We start from the raw sequence: 20,421 nt of genomic DNA, 5'->3' as shown, positions 1-20,421 counted from the left end.
TGCTGAAAACTGTGTTATGGATCTTAGCAGCTGTTGAAATGGATCTTAATAATAAGGCCATTTGGTAATTGATGAGTATAAGAAATGGTGGAATCTCAGGCTCCTGATCGTTTGATAAATATTGAAGCGTTGCTTAGCCCTATAGAAGGTGAGAATCCTAGCGGGAGGCCCTTAAGATATGAGCGCATTTATGATGAAATTCGTGAAGCACGCCGTGAAGATGATGATTCTTTGTCTTATGGTATTTGGCAGCATGAATTAAAACGAGCTGATTGGAAACGCGTTGAATCGTTGTGTTTAGACGCTTTGCAGCACCAAACTAAAGATTTACAAATTGCCGGATGGTTGGCTGAAGCTTGGACCATATCAGAAGGGATAGAAGGCTTAGCTCACGGCTTGCAACTCATCACAGGATTGACAGAAAAATTTTGGGAAACGATTTATCCCGCTTTTGCCTCAGATGACCTTGAATATCGGTCACAATTTTATAGCTGGTTGGATACAACGCTTGCCGCCCGACTGGTGAAATTGGTATTTGCCCCTGATGAATTTGGTGAAGGGGTTACTTTAGCAAGTTGGTTGGCAGCTCAAAGATTTGATTCTGTCCTAAAAAGAGCTCCTGATGCGGAAAGATTAGCCAGAAAAGCTGAAGAACGAGGGCAGATTACTTTTGAGCAATGCCAAACAATTTTATCGATGGTGTCGACAGCTTATGGTGAGGCTTATCTTAAAAATTTATTATCTGCAGAGGCATCCTTAATTGCATTAAAGAAAACACTCGACGCCCAGTTTCCTGATAACACAGTAGCATTTGAGGGATTAACAAGTAACTTTCAGGAATTAATCCGCATTTACAAAGCCGAAATCTCTAATCGTCCTGTCCCAGAAAGCACTACTGCCGCTGAGGCGCAGACGGCTAGCCCTGAGCAGCGATCCGTCGGAGAAGAGGGGCAAGGTATCTCACTGCACAAAGAATCCTCTATCTCCACCACACCCTTAAGTGAAATCTCCCCGCAGAACCAAGCGGCATTTGCTGCAGAGATACAAGTGCAAACCCGTGAGCAGGCTTATGAACAGCTCTCTAAGATTGCTGCTCTTTTACAGACACTTGAGCCCCATAGCCCTGCCTCACATTTGCTGCATCGGGTAATATTATGGCAAAATAAGTCAATGATTGATATATTAAATGAGATGGGCTCTTCACCAGAAGATATTATGGCTTTAATGAAATTTCTAGGAATAGGCACTACTCGCGCCGCACCAACGATGACAGCAGAAGGAATACGGTAAATGACTCTGCTGATAATTTGGTCATTAATATAAACTTTCCTACAGAATTAATTGGTAAACGATAAGGAGTAATCCATGAAAATTGGGGTCCCCAAAGAAATTAAGATCCACGAATACCGCGTCGGTATGACACCTGCCTCCGTCAAAGAACTCGTCAAACTAGGACATACCGTTATTATCGAGAACAATGCTGGAGCGGGCATAGACTTTACGAATGAGGATTATCATAAAGCAGGGGCTGCGATTGTCGGCTCGGCTGAGGAAGTTTTTGCTCAATCAGAGCTTATTGTTAAAGTTAAAGAACCTCAACCATCTGAATGGCAGAGGCTTAAGCCAGAGCAAACTCTGTTTACTTTCCTTCACCTGGCCCCAGATCCCGAGCAAGCGCATGGACTGATGCGCTCTGGATGTACAGCAATAGCTTATGAAACGGTAACAGATAACTTTGGTAGCTTACCCTTATTAGCGCCTATGAGTGAAGTGGCAGGACGAATGTCAATTCAAGCTGGCGCCTCGTATCTTGAGAAGGAAAAAGGAGGGCGAGGGATCTTACTGGGTGGCGTTGCTGGCGTGGCTCCCGCAAATGTTGTTATTCTGGGGGGTGGCGTGGTCGGCGCTAATGCCGCTAAGATGGCTGTAGGACTAGGCGCTAAAGTTGCCATTATTGATAAAAATCCTCGGCGTTTAAATGAGCTCGATTGGATGTTTAAGGGGCGCGTTCAAACAATTTACTCGACCTCTGATAGCGTTGAAGACTATGTAAAGCGTGCTGATTTAGTGATTGGTGCCGTGTTAGTGGTGGGTGCAGCTGCGCCTAAGTTAGTACACCGCGACTTGTTAAAGGCGATGAAAAAAGGTTCCGTGTTAGTCGATGTGGCCATTGACCAAGGCGGATGCTTTGAATCAAGCCGGCCAACCACGCACTCAGATCCAGTGTATATTGAAGAAGGGGTTGTTCACTACTGCGTGACCAACATGCCGGGAGCAGTGGCGCGGACGTCAACTCAGGCGCTGAATAATGCAACCTTACCCTTTATTATTGCCCTAGCGCAAAAAGGGCCCCGTCAAGCCTTAAGGGATAATATTCATTTGCGCAATGGCTTGAATGTCTTTAAAGGAAATATTACTCATCCACTTGTTGCGCGCGATTTAAATGTCGACTATGTAAACGCGGCTGAGCTGGTGATATAAGAGCCTTCCCCTGAGAAACTTCAGGGGAAGGCGCAAGCTGATGCCTTCTTGCTTAGTTGACCTTTCGTATGATTTATTGATAAGTGTTATGCCCGGAGAAATGAAAGGCTAGCATAGCAAGAGCCTTAATCATTTCCCAATGGGATAAAGCTGCTTATAAGATTACTTTATAAAAAGAAGCTATCCATTCTCGAGACTTATTCTAATTTTTATCCTCTGGCTACATATTATTATCTTTTTCTCAAGGTTAAGTGCTGGCATAATATCTCTATTGATTAAAACAGGATGGACGCTCCCTTAGACAATCATTCTTCGTAAAGATCCGTATAATTACTAAGGTTTGGTAGCTGCTATTTATCATAGGTAGAAAGTTGCTTCCACTCTCAAGGGCTGAAGCTTGTGACGCTATGGGCGGAGGCATAAGAAGGATGTTGCTTTATAATTAAGGTGTAGTCTGATCTAACTTTAAACCCAGAGGTGTCTCTTGATTAAGAAAATAGGTGTCCTAACGAGTGGTGGGGATTGTGCAGGCTTAAATGCGGCTGTGCGAGCGATTGTACATCGGGCAGTTTGTGGTTATGGATGGGAAGTTTATGGGATATGCAATGGCACGACTGGATTAATTAATCGCCCCATTCAATATCGTCAGCTGACGCCCCAGATGTGTGATAGTACCATGCTGCGGGCCGGCGGTACCATGCTCGGGACAACCAACAAAGCTAATCCTTTTGCTTTTCCGATGTCAGGGCAGGCTGTTGATCGTTCGGATGAATTTGTGGAGGGATATCGCGAGTTAGGTGTTGACGCTCTCATCGGTATTGGCGGTGATGGCAGTATTGGAATTCTGCACAAGTTGGCACAGAAAGCAGATATCAAATTTGTGGCCATTCCTAAAACCATTGATAATGATTTGGGGATTACTGAAAATGCGATTGGTTATTCGACGGCCGTCGAAGTTGCCATGGAAGCGTTGGACCGTTTGCAGCCAACAGCCGCCAGTCACCAACGGGTGATGGTTTTAGAAGTCATGGGACGAGATGCAGGGCATATTGCTATTGCAGCGGGAATCTCCGGCGGAGCCGATGTCATTCTCGTTCCCGAAATACCTTATAAGATCGAAAATATTTGCAATAAAATAAAGCGTTTGCAGGAACAAGGACGTAATTTTGCCTTGGTTATTGTGGCTGAAGCCGTAAAGGATGAAGGTGGCGAACCCGTGGTGGTTTCGCAAAAGTGGGAACGCATCCGTTATGGCGGCATTGGGCATTATATTGGCAATAAAATAGCAGAAGGCACGGGGGCGGATGTCCGTGTAACCTCCCTGGGGCATATTCAACGTGGTGGGCAACCAAATGCTTTGGATCGGATAATCGCCTCAGCTTTCGGAGTTCATGCTGTCGATCTGCTTGCAAATGGGCAATTTGATCGGATGGTGGCTTGGCAAAATCGTAAAGTTGTTGATGTGCCAGTATCTGTGGCCATCAACGGGTATCAAAGTCTACAGCTGGATGATATCTTGGTTCATACGGCTCGTGGGCTGGGAATTTGTTTAGGGGATCAATAATGCACTCTTATCTTGTTCTCGGGTTTGCTTATCTTTTAGGTTCAATTCCCTTTGGACTTATTTTTGTTAAGCTTTCAGGACGGGGTGATGTTCGCGATATCGGCTCTGGTAATATTGGTGCTACCAATGTGCTACGGACCGGTAGCAAAGTTTTGGCTGCGTGTACCCTTTTGGCAGATGCGCTCAAAGGAGCGCTCGCTATCCTGACGGCAAAATATGTGGGGCTTGACGAAACCACCTTGGCTCTGACAGGCCTTGTGGTGATCATTGCCCACGTGTTTCCAGTTTGGCTTAAATTCAAAGGTGGAAAAGGAGTGGCCACTGCCCTAGGGGTTTATCTGGCGATCAATCCTTTATTAGGTCTATGTATTGCCTTGACATGGTTGGCTGTAGCAAAGGTGTTTAAAATTTCTTCTTTGGCAGCATTAATTGCGCTTTTTATGGCGCCTATTTATACTGCCGCCTTAAGAACTTCGATAGAAGTATCCATCTTAGGGATTGCAATTTATCTCTTAATATTTTGGACCCATAGAGACAATATTCGACGGATTATGAAAGGGGAGGAATCATTAATTAGGAGGAATTAGATGGGGCGAGAAACCGGGATCGAACCGGCGACCTCAAGAGCCACAATCTTGCGCTCTAACCAACTGAGCTATTCCCGCCACATATCCATATTATTACCTTTTCCCAGGGGCGGGAGTCAAGAAGAAACTCTAAAAAACTTATCTATTTTTCGCTAGCAATGAAGACACCATCCCAATTGGGGGGCGGAGGGTTTTTCTTATAATAGTTACAGCGATCAATGTAAAGCTGTGCCGTATAATCCTTGCCGTATTCTTGTTCGATCAGCATAAACTGTTCGATGGCCTCGTCCCAACGTTTATCGCGGTAAAGATAAACAGCTCGATCAAAACGAGCACAAAAAGTAATATCTTTATCGCAGGGCAATAATAGGGAATTGCTGTTTTTGAGCGCAATTAATTCATAAATCTTGATGCCTTTTTTCTTCCCCTTGACCGCAACAATATCCAGTGGACGGGCGACGACATCATCTTGAATTTGATGATAAACGTCTTCACTGATGATGACTGAAGTATGATAATATTTGTTGAGTCCTTCTAAACGCGCTGCAAGATTAACATTATCTCCCAAGACTGAGTAAATCATGCGCCAACTTGCGCCCATATTGCCAACAATAGCTTCACCGCAATGAATACCGATGCGCGTATTAAGAAGAGGCTTCTTCTCAAAGTTCCATTTCCGGTTAAGGTCATTTAAACGCTTTTGACACAGAAGAGCAGCTGTACAAGCATGCATGGCCTGTTCCCGATCAATATTAGGAGCCCCCCAAAATGACATAATCGCATCCCCGATAAATTTATCAACAGTACCATTGACAGAGTCAATAATTTGCGTCAATTCTTCAAAGTATTCAGACAGGTGATTAACCAGCTTGTCGGCAGGATAAGTTTCACTAATAGTTGTAAAATCAGCAATATCTGTAAACATAATGGTAATTTTCTTAGACTTGCCGCCAATCTTAACCTCTTCACCTTTATCTAACAGGGTGCGCACCAGTTTTTTAGGAACATACTTCCCGAATGACACTAAGCTGGTCCTCATGGTGTTGATTGACTGTTGCAATTGCTGAAGTTCTTTGATGCCTGAATGAACTTGTTCTGGATAAGAGAGGTCAAAAGAAGAAATTCTATTTGCTTGTTGCGACAGTTGTATGATGGGCCGTGAAATCCGATGCGCCAGATAGGTGATGAAGATGATCGATAGAATGAAAATAACAAAACTGATAATAAGGGTATCCTGTTGAGTCTGCTTGATTTCACCGATTAGCGTATCAATAGGCATAATAAAGACGTAAATCCAATCTTTGAAGGTCGCCGTATCGTATTCTTTAAATGAAGCAATATAAGTCTGATTTTCATAAGTAAAGATGAATTTGTCCAAATTATTAGTTTGATAAAGGCGGAATGCTTCTGCGGGCAGTTTATTGGTTAGATCCTTAACAGTCCTCAGTTGAGTGTCAGCTGCTGTAAAAGAGACTCTGGCCGGTCGTTCTTCAAAAGGAGAAGCAACTATTTCACCTTTCTTTGTTAAGATCAGCGACAAGCCCTCAAAATGGATATTCTTTAGTATTTCTGTAAAGCCATCTAAGGGAATGTCAGAGCCGATCACACCAAAATACTGCCCTTCATAAGTGCTCAGCGGCGTTGCATTAGCAACCCCAGGTAAACCGGTAGTTGAGAAGATATAGATGCTGGTCCATATTTGGCTACGTGTTTGGAGGGCCCTTTGATACCATTCTCTAACTTTATGGTTATAAAGCACTTGGGATGGCGGTAATTCCTCTGTTTCCAGAATTTTGGAATCATCATCAAAATAGGACCAGGTTTCGCGGGTATCATGGCCACTTCGCTCAACCATTCGCACCGCAATTTTAGCCTTTTTAGGAAGTAAGCGCTGATTAGAGCGATAAGTTGAATTCGGCGGCAAAATCTTGACTTGTAAAAAGTTGCCTGTTTCTGTGCCGATAAAAATACTCTCGACAAACGGATATTGGCGAACTACAGCAATAGAATAGTCTAATAGGATCTTGTTCTGAGTATTAATGCTTTGAGGGTTTTTGAGAATATAGGATCCCATGAGAACCGAAGTCTGAACTCCATCAAAACGCGTACGAATGCGATCAATTTTTGATTCGCTTAAATCTTCCATCATTTTCTGGGCTAATTCTAAAATGGATTTAGAATTATTCGTATAGGTATAATAGACAATGGAACTGGCTGTTAAGATCTGGATCACAAAGAAACTTGATAGAATATCAAATCGCAAATTTCGTTGCTGGACGAACTTTTTAACCCATTTCAAAATAAATGCTAAAATACGCTGCATTGTATAACCCATGGCCATTATATTTGTTTTTATTATATTTTTGCTGGGTTAATATAATGTAAAAATTTGAAATGAAAACTACAGAGAAATTATGGTGTAAAGAAAGTTCTTTATTTAGCTGAGGGGAATAATAAGGAACATATCGACGAATAATGTAGATGCTAAATTAAGTCGTATAGTGGAGCTTAAGTAAATAAGGTGGTGTATGATATGGATTTATCTGACGGATCGGCTATAGGGTAACTATCACAGGATTAGACAAATGCCAGGAAAAGCTATCCCGTGGTTTAATAAGTATAGCCCAGTATTTGCCATTAGTTGTCGTGAAGATAAGAAGGAATATCAAGCCTTTCTAGCCTTAGGCGGCTAAAAAGGCTTAGAATCCACCTTGCCTAACTCTCTGGCGCAGCTTTATATAGACTGTAAGCAAAGAAAAGCGTTTTTAGGGACGCCTTTTTTATTAAGAGCGAGCATAACTGTGAGAATAACTATTTGTTCGTTGCTCTTTTTCTTTCTCTTCTCTTTCACGTTGCAGTTTTTGCTGCATAAATTGCTGAACCGCTTTATAAGCAAGGACACGCTGTTCTTCGGCCTTGAGCTTCGTTATAAGGATTATCATTCCTAGCGCTTCATCGTCTTTTGTTTGATAATATTCTTTATAAATCCTTACTCTCTTCTCTAATTTAGCTATTTCTTGCGCTAAAGAGTTAAGATAGACATATGAGTTCTCCGGGTGAGGTCCGTTTTCCAAATCAAATTTTTCTACGTTTAGAATCATGTTGTGAATTAGCTTAAGCGCTAGCTCAATTTTTTTATTGTCTTGAGACTCAAGGGTTTGGTTAAGAAATTCAAAAGCCAGATTAAAAGTATAAATTATTTTCCTTCTATCTCGTATCTGTCCCACCGTATAAGCTGGCGCTCCTCTTTCTATAAGAGAAATAGCCACTTCAGGTTGATGGTTTATGATTGCGTACTGTACTAATGAATAGAAGGAGCTATCCTCTGGGTTCTCTATACGCATATGCAAGCCAAGTTGAGGATCATTATCCAACATACAATACATAGCTCCCAGTTGGCTGGTTTGAATAGAATACTCAAGGCAATCTGAGCTAATGGTGTTAGAATAGGCGAACTTTTTTGCCTGTATAAGGCGTAAATAATGATTTTGGAAGCTCGTTAAATTCTGGTTTCTTAAAGCCTCTAGAGCTAGTTTTCCAACCTCTACATACTGCTCATAGGTTGTAATTGGGGAAAATTCTTGTTGGTTGGGTGTAGAAGCTTGTAAATTTCTTGTCGCATGTTGACTCTGTTCTCTAAGTTCCTGCTACGTGTTATGTAACACATGCCCACCATTAGAATAGGGTTGAGGTTTTCTTTCAAAAGGATATTCCATAGCATTTGTGTTAATGCCCCCTAAAAGAGTGCAAGCGAGTAGCAACTGATATTTCATTTTATTTTCTTTCTCCATAACTATTAATTTATTTTGGAGGCTTTCGCAGAAGGGCTAAAATAATCTCTACATGTTTAGATAATCATTAGGGAAACAAAAAGCAATATGATAATAAATTTATACAGTTATGGGTTAATATTATTATTATTATAAATATTGGCAGTGCTATAAAGGGTAAGAAAAGCCTATCCATAATTAAATAGTAGGCATTATCCCAGTGATGGAAGGTAAGGTGCTGATAAGTGAGTAAGGTTACCTTCTTCACAGCATATCCCCTTAATAGAAGACTGACCACATGCTTTTAATGTGATCAAGGGGAGGCTTAATGGCATTGCGTTGTTCAAAAGCGCACTTTTTGTCCTGCCATCATCACTTAAGTAGTCTCAACGCCATGCTGGCGATACAATGAGAACCAATTAATACTGTTATACTTTTATTTGTCTGGTAAAAGGGTAACCGCTTAGAATTAAGTTTATAAGTAAGGGGAGGGAGCCTCCCCAGAAAAGGTTATTTAAGCAGTTTTAAGACTTGATCTAAGGCAATCTCTTGCTTATCGCCAGTTTTGCGGTTTTTCACTTCCACAGTTCCTGATTCGATGGTCTTATTGCCGACAACAACTTGCCACGGCAGCCCGATAAGATCCATATCAGCGAATTTCGTACCGGCGCGTTCATCCCGATCATCATATAAAACTTCATGACCATGGTTCTGCATCTGCGTATAGAGTCCTTCAGCCAAGGTATCAGCTTTGGCATCGCCAGACTTTAGATTAATCAACCCAACCTTATAAGGGGCCACAGCTTCAGGCCAAATGATTCCCTTATCATCATGAGAGGCTTCAATAATCGCCCCCACCAGACGCGATACCCCGATGCCATAGGATCCCATTTCTAAAGGGATGCTTTTTCCATCGGGGGTAGTGACTTTGGCCCCTAAAGGTTCAGAGTATTTGGTACCAAAATAAAAGATGTGGCCGATTTCGATACCGCGGGCTGTTTTCAGATCACTGCCAGAGATCGGACAGTCATCCTCTTTATGCATTTCGTCAGCTGCAGCATAGAGATTACTTGCCACATCAAACGTCATCTCTTCAGCAGATAGGCTGTCAAACTTCCCGTCATAAAAGATGGTGCTCTCTCCAGTAGGCGCCACAATTTGAAATTCATGGGACAGGTTGCCCCCAATGGCCCCGGTGTCGGCTCTAACCGGGATTGCCGTCAATCCCATTCTCCTAAAGGTTCTCAAATAAGACTCATAGATTTTCTTATAAGTTTCAGTGGCCGCCTCAACGTTTAAGTCAAAGGAGTAGCCATCTTTCATTAAGAATTCCCGTCCACGCATAACGCCAAATCTAGGGCGGATCTCATCACGGAATTTCCACTGAATTTGGTATAAAACCAGCGGCAAGGCTCGATAACTTTTGACAAATTGAGCAATGACATCGGTGATGACTTCTTCGTTCGTAGGACCATATAGCATTTCACGCTCATGTCGGTCTGTAAGACGGAGCATTTCTTTGCCATAAGCTTCGTACCGTCCAGACTTTTTCCACAATTCGGCTGGCTGAATGGTTGGCATTAAGACTCTGTGGCATCCGATGCGATCTTGCTCCTCGCAGATTATCTTTTCAATTTTTTCAAGAACTCTTAGCCCCATAGGCAACCAGGTATAAATACCGCTTGTTTCCTGATGGATCATGCCGGCCCGTAACATTAAACGATGGGAAGCAATTTGGGCTTCTGCTGGCGTCTCTTTGAGAGTTGGAATAAAATAGTGTGATAATCGCATAATTTTTACCATGTAATTAATTCTGAGAACACTTTATACGCTCACCTGGCTAGATTGCAACATTTTAGCTGTGGATGATAAGATAAAAGCTTTTTTATCTACAATATTGACGCAAGCGTCATCATAATTGCCGAGATAAAGGCACAGCTTTTGTAAGGAAAGAGAGGGAGTATTCCTGTTCAGTAAGTTAAGACTTCTTAGCGGGGATAAAATAAGGCTCTCTTTTTATCAGCATACACTTTTTAATAAAGATGTTCCTCCCTAAGCCCCCATTTTTCTTGAAGGGCTTTTCTAACCTTCTTTATGAAATGATGGCCTACCTCGGAGGTTGCGGGGCGAAATATTAGCTCCTTTCGCCCATTCGGCATGACCATTGTCCGCTTATCTCCGTTTCCTCGAGCAATAAGCTTAACCTTAAGTTCTGCAAGAGCGCTTACAAATATATTATAAGAGGTCGTAGGGGGCGCTTCTCCTTTTAAAAGAGAAATAAGAAGCTCATAATGATTTGTCTTCATTTTAAATCTAGCATTCTGAGGCAGCAGCGGATGAGGATTAGCGACAGCGAGGACTGCCATCTGTTGTACATGTTCAGCTTTCTTCTTATCTTTCGCGCGGAGTTCCCTTTCAACTTTGGCTTTTATTTTTGCCTCTCGTTTTAAAAGAGAAAAATACTCTTCAGTGGCTTCCTGATTCCACTCAACAGCTGCAACGTTGGACTCTTCGGCAGTGGTTGAACTTTGCTCAGTAAGAAGAGGCGAGTCTTCCTGGGAGATTAAGGAAAGAGGAGGCTCGGAAATTGGCAAAGGGGTTGACAACAGCTCTGTACTCAATCCCTTTTCTTTTGTTGGCTGCAGGGGCGTAGCGAACTCAGGCGAGGGGGAAGTTAGCAAATAAGTTGTGTGAATTGCTTGATCTTCAAGATTTGCTGCAGCCATTTCTGACTGTGCAATTTTCAAGCTGCTCTCTGTTAAGGCTTTTTCTTCAGTTTGTTGTAATTGGCTCTCAGCAGAATGAGGTGTGGCTTTCTTTTTGTGTCTTTGTCTTTTTTTCTATTCTTTAATCCTTTAAGGTAATCCTCAGGTATGGGGCTTTGAGGTAAAACTTGGGCGAATCTCTTTTTATAGAAATCTATCCATTCTTCTCTTTCCAAGGCAAAGGTGGGGTCTCTTACGTCTTGTAGGCAATTAGCATCAATAATTAGAGAAGAGATAGTTTCTGAGGTTATTTTATCTATTTCATGGTGGCTCACTTTAAAACCCGGTGCGTCTATATAACCACCGTATTTATCAAAAATGACGCCATCAAGAACATATTCATCCAAGGAAAAGGTTTTAGTTGGTTCAGCAAGAGAACGGGACAACACTGGGAAATAGCTAAGAAGCTTCTGAATGCGTTTATCTTTATCCTGAATAAAGGGGTATAACCATCCTAAAAAGTCTACAATAATATTATGCTTTGTCTCTTCAATGGCAATCTTGCGCTGCTCATGGAAATTGTCGTGAGCGCCCGCTACTGAAAACACTGGTGCAGGATCAGTGCGTAAAACATCGACGCGGCTTTTTAAAAATATTCCATGATGAGTTAAAAGAGCTAAAAATATGGAATTCAGATTCTTTTCATTTAAACAATTCAGAATTTTCTTTAAGGCGGGGAGTAAGGCCGTTATAGTTCGCTGTTTCTTGCTTAAAATTAGTCCTGTGGTCAGCCGCCATTCTGCAAAAGCCCTAATTTGATTGGTTTTATCCCGAGAAGCGCTTTTCATTTTCTCATATTCTTGCAAGAGAAAACTTTTGTCATAAGGGCTCATACCATCAAGTTTTCTTATGCACAGCATTTCTTTGGCATGAAAGTTTTTAAGAGTTATGCTTTGCTTTTTTCCTTCTTCTAAACTGAAAACTCTGCCGAGATCTTGATAATAATGATTAGCATCTGCAACATAATGGGCATAGGCCTCTAATTCTTCCTGGAGCTTGATTTTTGTGCTTTCAAAGTCCTTGCTCTCTTTGTCCGGTATCTCCATAGAAAAGCAGAATGAGAATAACATAGTTAAAATGGTTATACTTGAAATAAGCCTAACCAGGACAGCATAAAATGAGGGGATCATGTAGTATTTATTTAGTTAATTGTTTTATTTTATAAAAGCAAAGGTATAACTATTAAGCAACTACAAATATTTTAATTTTATTTTAGTAAAACAGCGCTAAATTCAAAACTGCTAAGGGCATAGGGTATGCCCTTAATAAATCTGCCGAATTTAAAGGAAGTCGCACTTTAAATCGCTACTTTTTTTTCTTACAGCATTAAGTCCGGGAATTTTTCTTTGCATTCTTGACGAATTTGTTCCTCTTCATCATCTTGAACCGGTTGACCATTAATTGTTGCCGATCCATTTTTTTCGACTTCGATAACGCCAGCATAGACTTTGCTATTGTCAATGATTGAGTCTACATACGGATTACCGCCAGTTGGAAAGGAAGGAGCTACATCTTTTAAAGGCATTTCAAGTGGAATAACAACTTTATCACCCAGCCCATAGCTTTTATTGTTGGGCAGATCAGCGGGGACGACAGGCTTGCCCTCACTACTTACACCGGCTTTGTATTCTACAGAATCATCTGCTTTGTGGTTAACGATAAGCTTACGGCAATCTTCACGGCTTAAAGATGACTCTTCTTTTTTAGCATGGCATAAGGATATCAACAAAATAGCAAACCACATGCTTGCCTCCATAAGTTTATGCGTCTATTTTAAGGATAAAATCCCTAAGGAATTATGAACATGCCAATAGATTTGTCCCGCACGCCTCGCTTACAAACTGAGCTCATCGGGCACGCTGCATCCATGCAGCAATTAACTGAGCAATATCAAAGTGGACGCCTTCATCCTGCCTGGTTACTGAGCGGGCAGAAAGGTATTGGTAAAGCGACATTGGCGTACCAATTTGCGCGCCATGTCCTTACCGCCGGACAAGAAAATTCAGCTTTTTATAATTCCTTGATTGATCAAAATGCTCATCCTAATCTTTTTATTCTTGAGAGATTAGCTGACGAGGATGGAAAGGTAGACGCAGAAATTAAGATTGATCAAGTGCGAGGATTGTCTGACTTTGCTCGTCAATCCCCAGCTTTACCAGGCTGGCGAGTGGTAATAATTGATGCCATTGATGAATTGAATCGAAATGCTGCTAATTCGATCTTAAAGATATTGGAGGAGCCACCCCGCCAGTTGCTATTTCTAATGGTGTGCCATTCTATAGGATCCATTTTGCCGACAATAAGGTCGCGTTGTTGCTTACTATCTTTACAGCAATTGACTTCCTATGATTTAGCGGCTGCCGGAGTGGTGCAGAACTCAGCCTTAGTCTCCGAATTGTCAGGGGGGAGTATTGGTCAATCGTTAGCGTTACAGAGCATTAACGCGCTAGAGCTTCTTGGTACCCTGACTGATTTAGCGTTCCATGTGTGTCAAGGAAGAATCCAACCCATGACAACGTTTTGTGCCACCCTCGAAAAGAAGGACCTGCGAACGGAGCTGATTCCCGGCTTGCTGGTATGGTTATCGCGCCAACTTGTACTGACGTCAGTGGAAGTGGTCCAAGAAAATGAGCTCTCTCAAAAGCTGCAAGCATTGTCTAGGCTTGCGCCTCCTCAGCATTGGATAAAGGTGCACCAAGCTATTTCCCAAATGGTAGATTTAGCTCGCGGTGCTCATCCGGACCCAATCCATCTCATTCAGGCCTTATTTCTGCTGGTGAAGGCGCCCCAGCGCTTTCAAGCTTAAGTGGGGGCAAATCGTCAGGCCAGAATAATTGGCTGAAGTGGTCACAAGCCTCATTCAGCCCCCATATGGTAGCATAGGGAAGTTTCTCCCTTAACTCGGTTGTTTCCAGTTCAGGAGTGAGCTCAATATATAATCTAATTTGATGTCTAGTGCCAAAAATTTCTGCATGCGATCTTTCATGGGCTCGATCGTCTTCCTCTTCAGTATCGCCCTCAGCATCATAAACATAGTTCTGCGCAAGAGTCAGACGTGGCGACTTTATGAAAAGCTTATCTAGCTTAATATCGCTGCATAATTCTTCCATATCATGGGCGAGCGGATAAGGTGGTACAAAAGGGACCATGCTGAGGTGTATCTTTAGCCTATAAAGTGCATCATTGTAATAAAGTAAATCATTGTGCTTACCAAGAAACTCTTGGCTGTTGATATGATTGAAAATAGGGGGAGAGCTGAAGGAGGTAGCCTGGTCCTTAAGTTTGCTAAAATCTTTGTATGCAATTCTGTAACAGGCCCTATGCTGCCTATTCATCAAATCAAGAATGCTAAAAATCGAATGTAAACAATTCGAAGAAAGCTGTCCGGTTTTTAATAACCAAGAAAAGAACTTTATATGACCGTCGTAGGCGCTATATATAGCCGCTTGGTCCAGAAATTCTGGAGTTAGTACCCATGGCTGTTGCAACAGCTCAGTGATGAGTTGATCGGATTTATAATTCATAGCCGTTATAAATAGTGAAAATAGATCGCAAGTGGAAAATTTCGATTTAAAAGCATTTAAGATTGACGTGAACTGTGGATGATGCTTTAGAGTTACCATCTGATGGAGAGCTTGTGTAATAAGTTTAGGGTTATAGTGGAGATACAGCGGTAGAAAGCAAGTTTCCCGATCGGGGTAATAGATTAAATACTGCAGTATTTTAAGACAATCCTGAACTTTTAGCCTTTTATTAGCACACAGATACGTAAAATAATCAGTTTCATCACAATTAATAGCGGTCATATAGGTCTCACATGACCTTTCTGGATCGAAGTTAGGAAGGTAAGTGGGAATAGGTTGATAGTCTCCCTTACTCAGCGGCAATACTTGAGCTTTTTCCGGGATAGAAGATGATAATGAAAGAGGAAGCGTATCAATTTCTTCTGCCTGGCAGCTAGGAATGGTTATCTCATTTTTTGAGAGGAAGGTGACCACTATTAATAACAAATACCGACAGCGAAACTGATGAGCATTAGCTCGTAATTTTGAATTTTTCGGTAATCTCATCGGGGAAAATCTCCTTGGTTATATACGAACGGTCGGTCTTAATTGCAGCTTCTTTAAGCGCTGATGCAATTCTCTGCATCCAGCATAAGAAAGGGCTCTAATTATGTTTATTGTGCGCAATTTAGATATAAATTTAAGAGAATTTTTCTTTTTTCAAATATTAACAAAGAGTTAATGTTTATCCACTAAAGCTGTGGATAACTTTGTGGATATGCTGTTGGGAGGATGGGAGATATGAGGGATGAACTGGGTTAAAAACACGTTGCTGTTTTTTTGAGCAGGGTCGTGTCAGGCGCAGAAAATAAGGATTTTGGTTAAATTATAGGATTTAAAGGAAAAGGATTGAATTATAAAGGTGTCAAGAAAAAAATGCTGTGAATAAATTTTTCTTTTAAGGGTATGGATGAAATAAAATTATCACACCGCACAGTAAAAAGGGGGAGAATAGTCCCCCCCCTTTTTATCATGATTCTTCGTGGTAGGCGTTAACGGTGTGAAGCTTCACCTTTCATTAATCCTGTCCAGAATGTTTCAAGACGATGTAAAGTCTCGTCAAGAAGCTTTACATGGTTATCCTCAATACCTACCGTTTTCAACGTTTCTGCATGAGTTTTAAAAATAGAGTCGAGCTTGCTGTGAAGATCAATACCTTTGGCAGATAATCTAACATGGCTGGAACGACGGTCATGGGCAGATGGTTCTTGTACTAGATACCCATTTTGCACCATTTTGCGTAGGTTATAAGAAACGTTTGATCCAAGGTAATAACCTCGGTTGGTTAATTCGCCAACGGTAACTTGTCCTTTGCCTATGTTATAAAGAACTAAACATTGAACGTTATTAATATCCCGTATGTCTAACCGATCGAGTTCTGTTCGGACTACATCGAGGAATAATCTGTGTAACCGCTCGATCATGACCACTGATTTGAAGTAAGAATCCTTCATGCCACACCTGTAAAACTTGATTTATATTACCAATTTAGCCACAATTGGTTAAAATTAATTTAATTGTCATGAAAAAAATTGGGGGTCCTTTTTCTCAGACAGCAATTTCTCATTTACAATGTTTTGAGTTTTTTCTCAAAATATTAAAAGCAATATACTGATTTTTTTATATAAAGTAAACAAAAATAGTTGCCTATTTATCTGTTGTTACTAATTTTTTAGTAACCATATATGCAGAGATATTTTTGTTGCAATGAGAAAAATAAATAATATTTAAATTGAGACTTAAGAGGGGTCTTATTTTATTAAAGATTCAGCATTTAATAAATGGATGCGATTATTACGCAAGAGGGATAAAGAGGTGAAAATCTTACTGGTAGGATATGGGCGAATGGGGCAAGCTTTGGCTCAACAATGGTTAAGCTTGTCTGATTTAACTTTAACTGTTATCTCTCCCCATAGTCCCAAGCACCCCAATTTCTTTAATCAATTAGGCGACCTTCCTTCTCCCAATAAGCCGGATCTTATTGTCTTTGCTGTTAAGCCCCAGGTGCTAAGCAGTATTGCTGCCGATTATAAGCCTCTGATAGGTGAGCATACTATCATTGTTTCAGTGGCTGCTGGGATTTCGCTGGCTAGCCTCAAGCAATGGCTAGGAGAAAGTGTGGTTCGTCTGATGCCGAACCTGCCGGTAACCGTCAACCAGGGAGTGATTGGCGCTTATGCCCCGCAGCTTACTCACCGCCAGCGTCTGGTCGTGGAAAAATTGCTTAAAGGATTGGGATCAGTTATCTGGGTAGAAAGAGAAGTCTTGATTGATGCCATTACGGCAATCAGTGGCAGCGGACCAGCCTACTATTACTATTTCACTGAATGCTTAGCCAGAGCCGGTCAGTCGTTGGGGTTGCCTCTTGAAGTTGCTCAAGAGTTAGCCCAGCAAACATTTATAGGGTCAGCTGCTGTTTTGGCGCAGCTTCCCGATAAGGAAGTTAGTGAGCTCAGGGCTCAGGTTACCAGCCCGCAAGGTACCACAGCTGCCGCTTTACAAACCTTTGAGCAGCAAAACCTTAATCAATCTATTCTTAAGGCAGCTAAAGCTGCTTTTCAACGCGCCCAAGAGTTATCAAAATGACATCAGAGTTTTATTCCCATATTATGTCTTGTGTATGGATGGTTGCAAACAGAGGCTTAGCTCAGCTTACGCCAGAAGTCATTGCCAACCAATCAGGAGCCGAGCCTCAAGAGATTGAGCGCCTTTTTCCTGAGCAGTATCATATACTGTTAGCAATGCTTGAGAACATCAAGCACCATGTTAGCTTGCCAGAAGTTGATAAACGGTTGTCACCACGGGACCAAATTTTTGAGGCAGTAATGCTCTGTTTTGATGAGGCTCAACCTTATCAAGCGACGATTCATAAGCTTTATCAGGAAGTGGGCTGGCATCCGCATCTGCTGCTGAAATTAATTCCTGCTTTTACTGATTTTATCCGATTCATCTGTGAGCGTTATTTACCAGCGGAGAGAGTGAAAACAACGGCAGAGATGCTGGTTATCACCGGAGCGTGCGCTTACGCTTTTCGGAGCTTTGTTCAGGATTCGAGCTTTGATCTTTCTGCCACTATGGCTAGCTTAGATCAAGCCTTAAAGTGGGGAGACGACTTAAATAGTCGCGTTAGGGAATTTTTCCCTTGGTAGCCTAAAATTCTATTTAAAACTGATGCGCACATTATTGGGCTTGTCAAAATTAATTAGTACGTTAGTGTCCAACTCATCTGCTAAAGTTTTGATAAAGAACCCGATCACATTGCGGGAGTCAATCTCTTCAAGGGGAAGTGTGCCTGCAATTGCTGCTAAAACGCTTTCATGAAACTTAACCAAGGTGCCCCTGACCGTTAAACTATAATCTTTATTCAAGATAATTTCTCCGCCTCGCGGTAATGCCTCTGCGGTGATCATCATTAAGGCCACATACAGTCGAGCCGGAGTGCCCTTAATATTATCGCCGCCATCGGCTTGCCATTTAATGCTTATCTTTTCTGGATCAATACACTTCTCAAGGATAGACTGAGCCTCAGCTAAGGTGGGGCGATTGAGCTGAGTGGCATAGCCACTTAAACAGCGCATCATTTCGAGTTTATTCATGGCAGACTTGACACTATGAATCAGAAGAGATTGGGGGCTATCGGGAGCAGGATCGTCCTCAAGCATTTCTAAGCCAATAGCAATGGCCCCCAGCGGAGCAGCCAAATCATGACAGAATCTTGAGCACATTAAATACATTAGCTGAAGTTGTTGAGACATACTATTCGCCTTAATAAAACCATTGCTTTAATCCATTCTAGAAAAAATTTAACCATCTTAAAACCCCTTGACGCTAAAAATTTAGTATTATTATAGTTATTTAGTGCCAGAACAAAATTAAGTTCTGAAAGTACTTTGAATTGATCAATTTATGGAGTTATCGATGACAAAAATTTCACTTGCTGCCTTGTTAGCAATGTTTGCAGTAGCCCACGCCGATAATCATGCAACAGATGGAAAAAAAGCGGAAGCTGCCACTGCAGAAGCTAAAAAAGATGGAGCACCTGCAGCAACTGATAAAGCCAAAGCTGACGCTGATAAAGCCAAAGCTGATGCTGATAAGGCCAAAGCTGATGCTGATAAATCTAAAGCTGAAGCAGACCTAAAGAAAGCAAAAGAAGAGCTAAAAGACGCTAAGAAAGAAGAAAAAGACGCTCATAAAGAGGAAGTAAAAGCAGCAGTTGAAGAGAAGAAAGCTGCGCACGAAGGAGCTGCTCATGAGGGAGCCAAGAAGGACGAAGCTAAGGCAAAGAAAGAAGAAGCTAAGAAATAATAGTTTCTGACTCTGGTCCTAATAATTAAAAAAGCACTCTCTTGAGTGCTTTTTTAATTTTATGGTGAAAAGCTATTAAGTGATACCCCAATTAAAGGGCCCCGCCTTAGGCGGCTTTTAAATAATTACGCGTCAAGATCTTGCCTTCTTCAACGGCAGGTTGATCAAAAGCATTCACCCGAAGCAAGCTTGACATGGCTAAGGTTTCAATAACATAGTGCATCATCAAGTATCCGATCGCAGCTTCGGTAATTTCTGGCAGATGCATTACTCGGACCGGACAACCATTATTTTGTAAAGTGTCAATGGTAGCCCGTTGTTCGGCTTCTAATAACTGGCCCATGGTTCTGCCATTTAATAAAGCGATATTAGGATGGGTGAGAGCCGCCGATACTTTAAATTCGGGATCACAATGGCTTGATGTTATAACGGTATAAAATTTATCTTTGGGCCCGTCCAAGAATAGCTGCAGTTGAGAATGTTGATCTACCGTGCCTAACGCTGCCAGCGGCGTCGTTCCTTTACCATTCTTGCCTAGGCTTTCAGCCCATAGCTGGCGGTACCATAACGCGAAAGTATTGAGGCGATCAATATACGGCATAATGACAGATAGGCTTTTCCCTTGCTGCAGGAGCCTATACTGGAGCAGTGCCCCTTGGACGGCAGGATGGTCCAGCAATTTCTGATCGAGATCTTCTAAGCAGTTAAGGGCGCCACGGCGAAATTCTTGAGCATTCAGGCCAGCAATCATCGCAGGCAATAAACCGACTAGGGTGAATACAGCAAAACGGCCACCAATATCCGTTGGGTGCTCCAAGATATTAATGCTATGAGCAGAGGCGAGCTCACGCATAGCATTTTCTGTAGGTTCAGTGATGGTCAGAAAATGGTCTTTAATTGACGCAGAGTGGGTCATCCAATGCTTGATGCAGACGAGCATTTGCATGAGAGTTTCCGCCGTGCCGCCAGATTTAGAGATTGCAATCACCCCTGTTGTTTCAGGGTTTATGGTTTTGAAAAGTTTTTTAAACGAGTGGGGGTCAATATTATCATAAAAATGCAAATGGGGAAGACTTTGCTCGGATAACTCGCAGATGGCTCGGCCTCCAAGGCTAGAACCGCCCGTGCCTAAAATAATGACGTCTTTAAAATTTCTGAACTTTTGGGTTGTTTCTTCCAGAATATTAATATCACTGTGTTGACGCACCAGGCGAAATAAAGGCAACTCATCTTTTAAGCTTGTCAAATCTTGACGCAAGGTCGAAAGGTCAGATGCTGAATCTGCCAAGTCTATATTATAATCAATCTCGATCATCATAGAGGATCCTTAAATGTACTTTTTAATAGCTTTAACATAGCTACTCGCTGCAGCAGTTTCCATAG

At 41.9% G+C, this 20,421-nt stretch carries 18 protein-coding genes and 1 tRNA gene; 8 read left to right on the top strand and 11 right to left on the bottom strand.

Going from position 1 to position 20,421, the window contains the following annotated elements; translation table 11 throughout:
- The first annotated feature begins 84 nt into the window (after positions 1 to 84).
- The 4 genes from tssA to plsY all read left to right on the top strand — a co-directional run bounded on the left by tssA (position 85) and on the right by plsY (position 4,632).
- Positions 85 to 1,290 (top strand): type VI secretion system protein TssA, encoded by a 1,206-nt coding sequence (gene tssA, locus HMO_RS0102125; protein WP_010298137.1) that lies wholly within the window; start codon positions 85 to 87, stop codon positions 1,288 to 1,290.
- A 75-nt stretch (positions 1,291 to 1,365) separates the two neighbouring features.
- Positions 1,366 to 2,481 carry an alanine dehydrogenase gene (ald, locus tag HMO_RS0102120; RefSeq protein ID WP_010298134.1) on the top strand — a complete coding sequence of 372 codons (1,116 nt, stop codon included), beginning with the start codon at positions 1,366 to 1,368 and terminating at the stop codon, positions 2,479 to 2,481.
- 484 nt (positions 2,482 to 2,965) lie between these two features.
- The gene (locus tag HMO_RS0102115) at positions 2,966 to 4,045 is read left to right on the top strand and encodes an ATP-dependent 6-phosphofructokinase (RefSeq protein WP_010298131.1); all 1,080 of its coding nucleotides are present in this window, start codon (positions 2,966 to 2,968) and stop codon (positions 4,043 to 4,045) included.
- Positions 4,045 to 4,632 carry a glycerol-3-phosphate 1-O-acyltransferase PlsY gene (gene plsY, locus HMO_RS0102110; RefSeq protein ID WP_010298129.1) on the top strand — a complete coding sequence of 196 codons (588 nt, stop codon included), beginning with the start codon at positions 4,045 to 4,047 and terminating at the stop codon, positions 4,630 to 4,632. Before HMO_RS0102115 ends, plsY begins: the two co-directional genes overlap by 1 nt.
- 1 nt (position 4,633) lies before the next feature.
- On the opposite strand, the gene HMO_RS0102105 is transcribed toward plsY, so the two are convergent.
- The 7 genes from HMO_RS0102105 to HMO_RS0102070 form a co-directional block, all read right to left on the bottom strand.
- Positions 4,634 to 4,710 (bottom strand) — tRNA-His (locus tag HMO_RS0102105).
- Positions 4,711 to 4,774: 64 nt separating this feature from the next.
- On the bottom strand, positions 4,775 to 6,955 hold the full coding sequence (locus tag HMO_RS0102100; protein ID WP_029448200.1) for an adenylate/guanylate cyclase domain-containing protein: 2,181 nt from the start codon (positions 6,953 to 6,955) through the stop codon (positions 4,775 to 4,777).
- Positions 6,956 to 7,415: 460 nt separating this feature from the next.
- The gene (locus HMO_RS0102090; protein ID WP_010298120.1) at positions 7,416 to 8,009 is read right to left on the bottom strand and encodes a hypothetical protein; all 594 of its coding nucleotides are present in this window, start codon (positions 8,007 to 8,009) and stop codon (positions 7,416 to 7,418) included.
- Positions 8,010 to 8,912: 903 nt separating this feature from the next.
- Positions 8,913 to 10,193: a proline--tRNA ligase gene (proS, locus tag HMO_RS0102085; RefSeq protein ID WP_029448197.1), complete on the bottom strand. Its 1,281-nt coding sequence runs from the start codon at positions 10,191 to 10,193 to the stop codon at positions 8,913 to 8,915.
- A gap of 242 nt (positions 10,194 to 10,435) precedes the next feature.
- The gene (locus tag HMO_RS0102080) at positions 10,436 to 11,149 is read right to left on the bottom strand and encodes a hypothetical protein (RefSeq protein ID WP_010298114.1); all 714 of its coding nucleotides are present in this window, start codon (positions 11,147 to 11,149) and stop codon (positions 10,436 to 10,438) included.
- An 11-nt stretch (positions 11,150 to 11,160) separates the two neighbouring features.
- Positions 11,161 to 12,213 (bottom strand): hypothetical protein, encoded by a 1,053-nt coding sequence (locus HMO_RS0102075; RefSeq protein WP_139016798.1) that lies wholly within the window; start codon positions 12,211 to 12,213, stop codon positions 11,161 to 11,163.
- A gap of 272 nt (positions 12,214 to 12,485) precedes the next feature.
- Complete coding sequence (locus HMO_RS0102070; RefSeq protein WP_010298107.1) at positions 12,486 to 12,911, bottom strand: hypothetical protein; 426 nt, start codon at positions 12,909 to 12,911, stop codon at positions 12,486 to 12,488.
- 60 nt (positions 12,912 to 12,971) lie between these two features.
- On the opposite strand from HMO_RS0102070, the gene HMO_RS13470 reads away from it, so the two are divergent.
- A complete protein-coding gene (locus HMO_RS13470; protein WP_010298105.1) occupies positions 12,972 to 13,973 on the top strand; it encodes an AAA family ATPase in 1,002 nt (333 codons plus the stop codon).
- On the opposite strand, the gene HMO_RS0102060 is transcribed toward HMO_RS13470, so the two are convergent.
- A complete protein-coding gene (locus tag HMO_RS0102060) occupies positions 13,921 to 15,237 on the bottom strand; it encodes a hypothetical protein (RefSeq protein ID WP_010298103.1) in 1,317 nt (438 codons plus the stop codon). The genes HMO_RS13470 and HMO_RS0102060 overlap by 53 nt on opposite strands.
- Positions 15,238 to 15,722: 485 nt before the next feature.
- On the bottom strand, positions 15,723 to 16,184 hold the full coding sequence (locus tag HMO_RS0102055) for a MarR family winged helix-turn-helix transcriptional regulator (RefSeq protein WP_029448194.1): 462 nt from the start codon (positions 16,182 to 16,184) through the stop codon (positions 15,723 to 15,725).
- A gap of 361 nt (positions 16,185 to 16,545) precedes the next feature.
- Here HMO_RS0102055 and proC point away from each other — a divergent pair, with 361 nt between their 5' ends.
- Both proC and HMO_RS0102045 read left to right on the top strand, forming a co-directional pair.
- Positions 16,546 to 17,316: a pyrroline-5-carboxylate reductase gene (gene proC / locus HMO_RS0102050; RefSeq protein ID WP_029448192.1), complete on the top strand. Its 771-nt coding sequence runs from the start codon at positions 16,546 to 16,548 to the stop codon at positions 17,314 to 17,316.
- Positions 17,313 to 17,879 (top strand): hypothetical protein, encoded by a 567-nt coding sequence (locus HMO_RS0102045; protein ID WP_010298096.1) that lies wholly within the window; start codon positions 17,313 to 17,315, stop codon positions 17,877 to 17,879. The genes proC and HMO_RS0102045 overlap by 4 nt, the downstream gene beginning before the upstream one ends.
- Before the next feature lie 9 nt (positions 17,880 to 17,888).
- Here HMO_RS0102045 and HMO_RS0102040 read toward each other — a convergent pair whose 3' ends face one another.
- The gene (locus HMO_RS0102040; protein WP_010298093.1) at positions 17,889 to 18,485 is read right to left on the bottom strand and encodes a histidine phosphotransferase family protein; all 597 of its coding nucleotides are present in this window, start codon (positions 18,483 to 18,485) and stop codon (positions 17,889 to 17,891) included.
- Between the two features lie 163 nt (positions 18,486 to 18,648).
- On the opposite strand from HMO_RS0102040, the gene HMO_RS13465 reads away from it, so the two are divergent.
- Positions 18,649 to 19,038 (top strand): hypothetical protein, encoded by a 390-nt coding sequence (locus tag HMO_RS13465; protein WP_010298090.1) that lies wholly within the window; start codon positions 18,649 to 18,651, stop codon positions 19,036 to 19,038.
- Positions 19,039 to 19,144: 106 nt separating this feature from the next.
- Here HMO_RS13465 and HMO_RS13460 read toward each other — a convergent pair whose 3' ends face one another.
- Positions 19,145 to 20,356, bottom strand: coding sequence for a hypothetical protein (locus tag HMO_RS13460; RefSeq protein WP_052571970.1), 1,212 nt, complete (start codon positions 20,354 to 20,356; stop codon positions 19,145 to 19,147).
- Positions 20,357 to 20,421 lie beyond the last annotated feature (65 nt).

The sequence above is a fragment of the Candidatus Odyssella thessalonicensis L13 genome (genome assembly GCF_000190415.1).
Classification (GTDB): Bacteria; Pseudomonadota; Alphaproteobacteria; order Paracaedibacterales; family Paracaedibacteraceae; genus Paracaedibacter; species Paracaedibacter thessalonicensis.
The sequence above is the reverse complement of the archived record's forward strand: the minus strand, read 5'-3'. Positions and strand labels throughout refer to the sequence as shown.

Bases quoted from the DNA above. Each gene is read 5' to 3' on its own strand.
- tssA (WP_010298137.1), top strand. From the start codon at position 85: ATGGTGGAATCTCAGGCTCCTGATCGTTTGATAAATATTGAAGCGTTG.
- ald (WP_010298134.1), top strand. From the start codon at position 1,366: ATGAAAATTGGGGTCCCCAAAGAAATTAAGATCCACGAATACCGCGTC.
- plsY (WP_010298129.1), top strand. From the start codon at position 4,045: ATGCACTCTTATCTTGTTCTCGGGTTTGCTTATCTTTTAGGTTCAATT.
- HMO_RS0102100 (WP_029448200.1), bottom strand. From the start codon at position 6,955: ATGCAGCGTATTTTAGCATTTATTTTGAAATGGGTTAAAAAGTTCGTC.
- HMO_RS0102090 (WP_010298120.1), bottom strand. From the start codon at position 8,009: ATGTTGGATAATGATCCTCAACTTGGCTTGCATATGCGTATAGAGAAC.
- proS (WP_029448197.1), bottom strand. From the start codon at position 10,193: ATGCGATTATCACACTATTTTATTCCAACTCTCAAAGAGACGCCAGCA.
- HMO_RS0102075 (WP_139016798.1), bottom strand. From the start codon at position 12,213: ATGGAGATACCGGACAAAGAGAGCAAGGACTTTGAAAGCACAAAAATC.
- HMO_RS0102070 (WP_010298107.1), bottom strand. From the start codon at position 12,911: ATGTGGTTTGCTATTTTGTTGATATCCTTATGCCATGCTAAAAAAGAA.
- HMO_RS13470 (WP_010298105.1), top strand. From the start codon at position 12,972: ATGCCAATAGATTTGTCCCGCACGCCTCGCTTACAAACTGAGCTCATC.
- HMO_RS0102060 (WP_010298103.1), bottom strand. From the start codon at position 15,237: ATGAGATTACCGAAAAATTCAAAATTACGAGCTAATGCTCATCAGTTT.
- HMO_RS0102055 (WP_029448194.1), bottom strand. From the start codon at position 16,184: ATGAAGGATTCTTACTTCAAATCAGTGGTCATGATCGAGCGGTTACAC.
- HMO_RS0102045 (WP_010298096.1), top strand. From the start codon at position 17,313: ATGACATCAGAGTTTTATTCCCATATTATGTCTTGTGTATGGATGGTT.
- HMO_RS0102040 (WP_010298093.1), bottom strand. From the start codon at position 18,485: ATGTCTCAACAACTTCAGCTAATGTATTTAATGTGCTCAAGATTCTGT.
- HMO_RS13465 (WP_010298090.1), top strand. From the start codon at position 18,649: ATGACAAAAATTTCACTTGCTGCCTTGTTAGCAATGTTTGCAGTAGCC.
- HMO_RS13460 (WP_052571970.1), bottom strand. From the start codon at position 20,356: ATGATGATCGAGATTGATTATAATATAGACTTGGCAGATTCAGCATCT.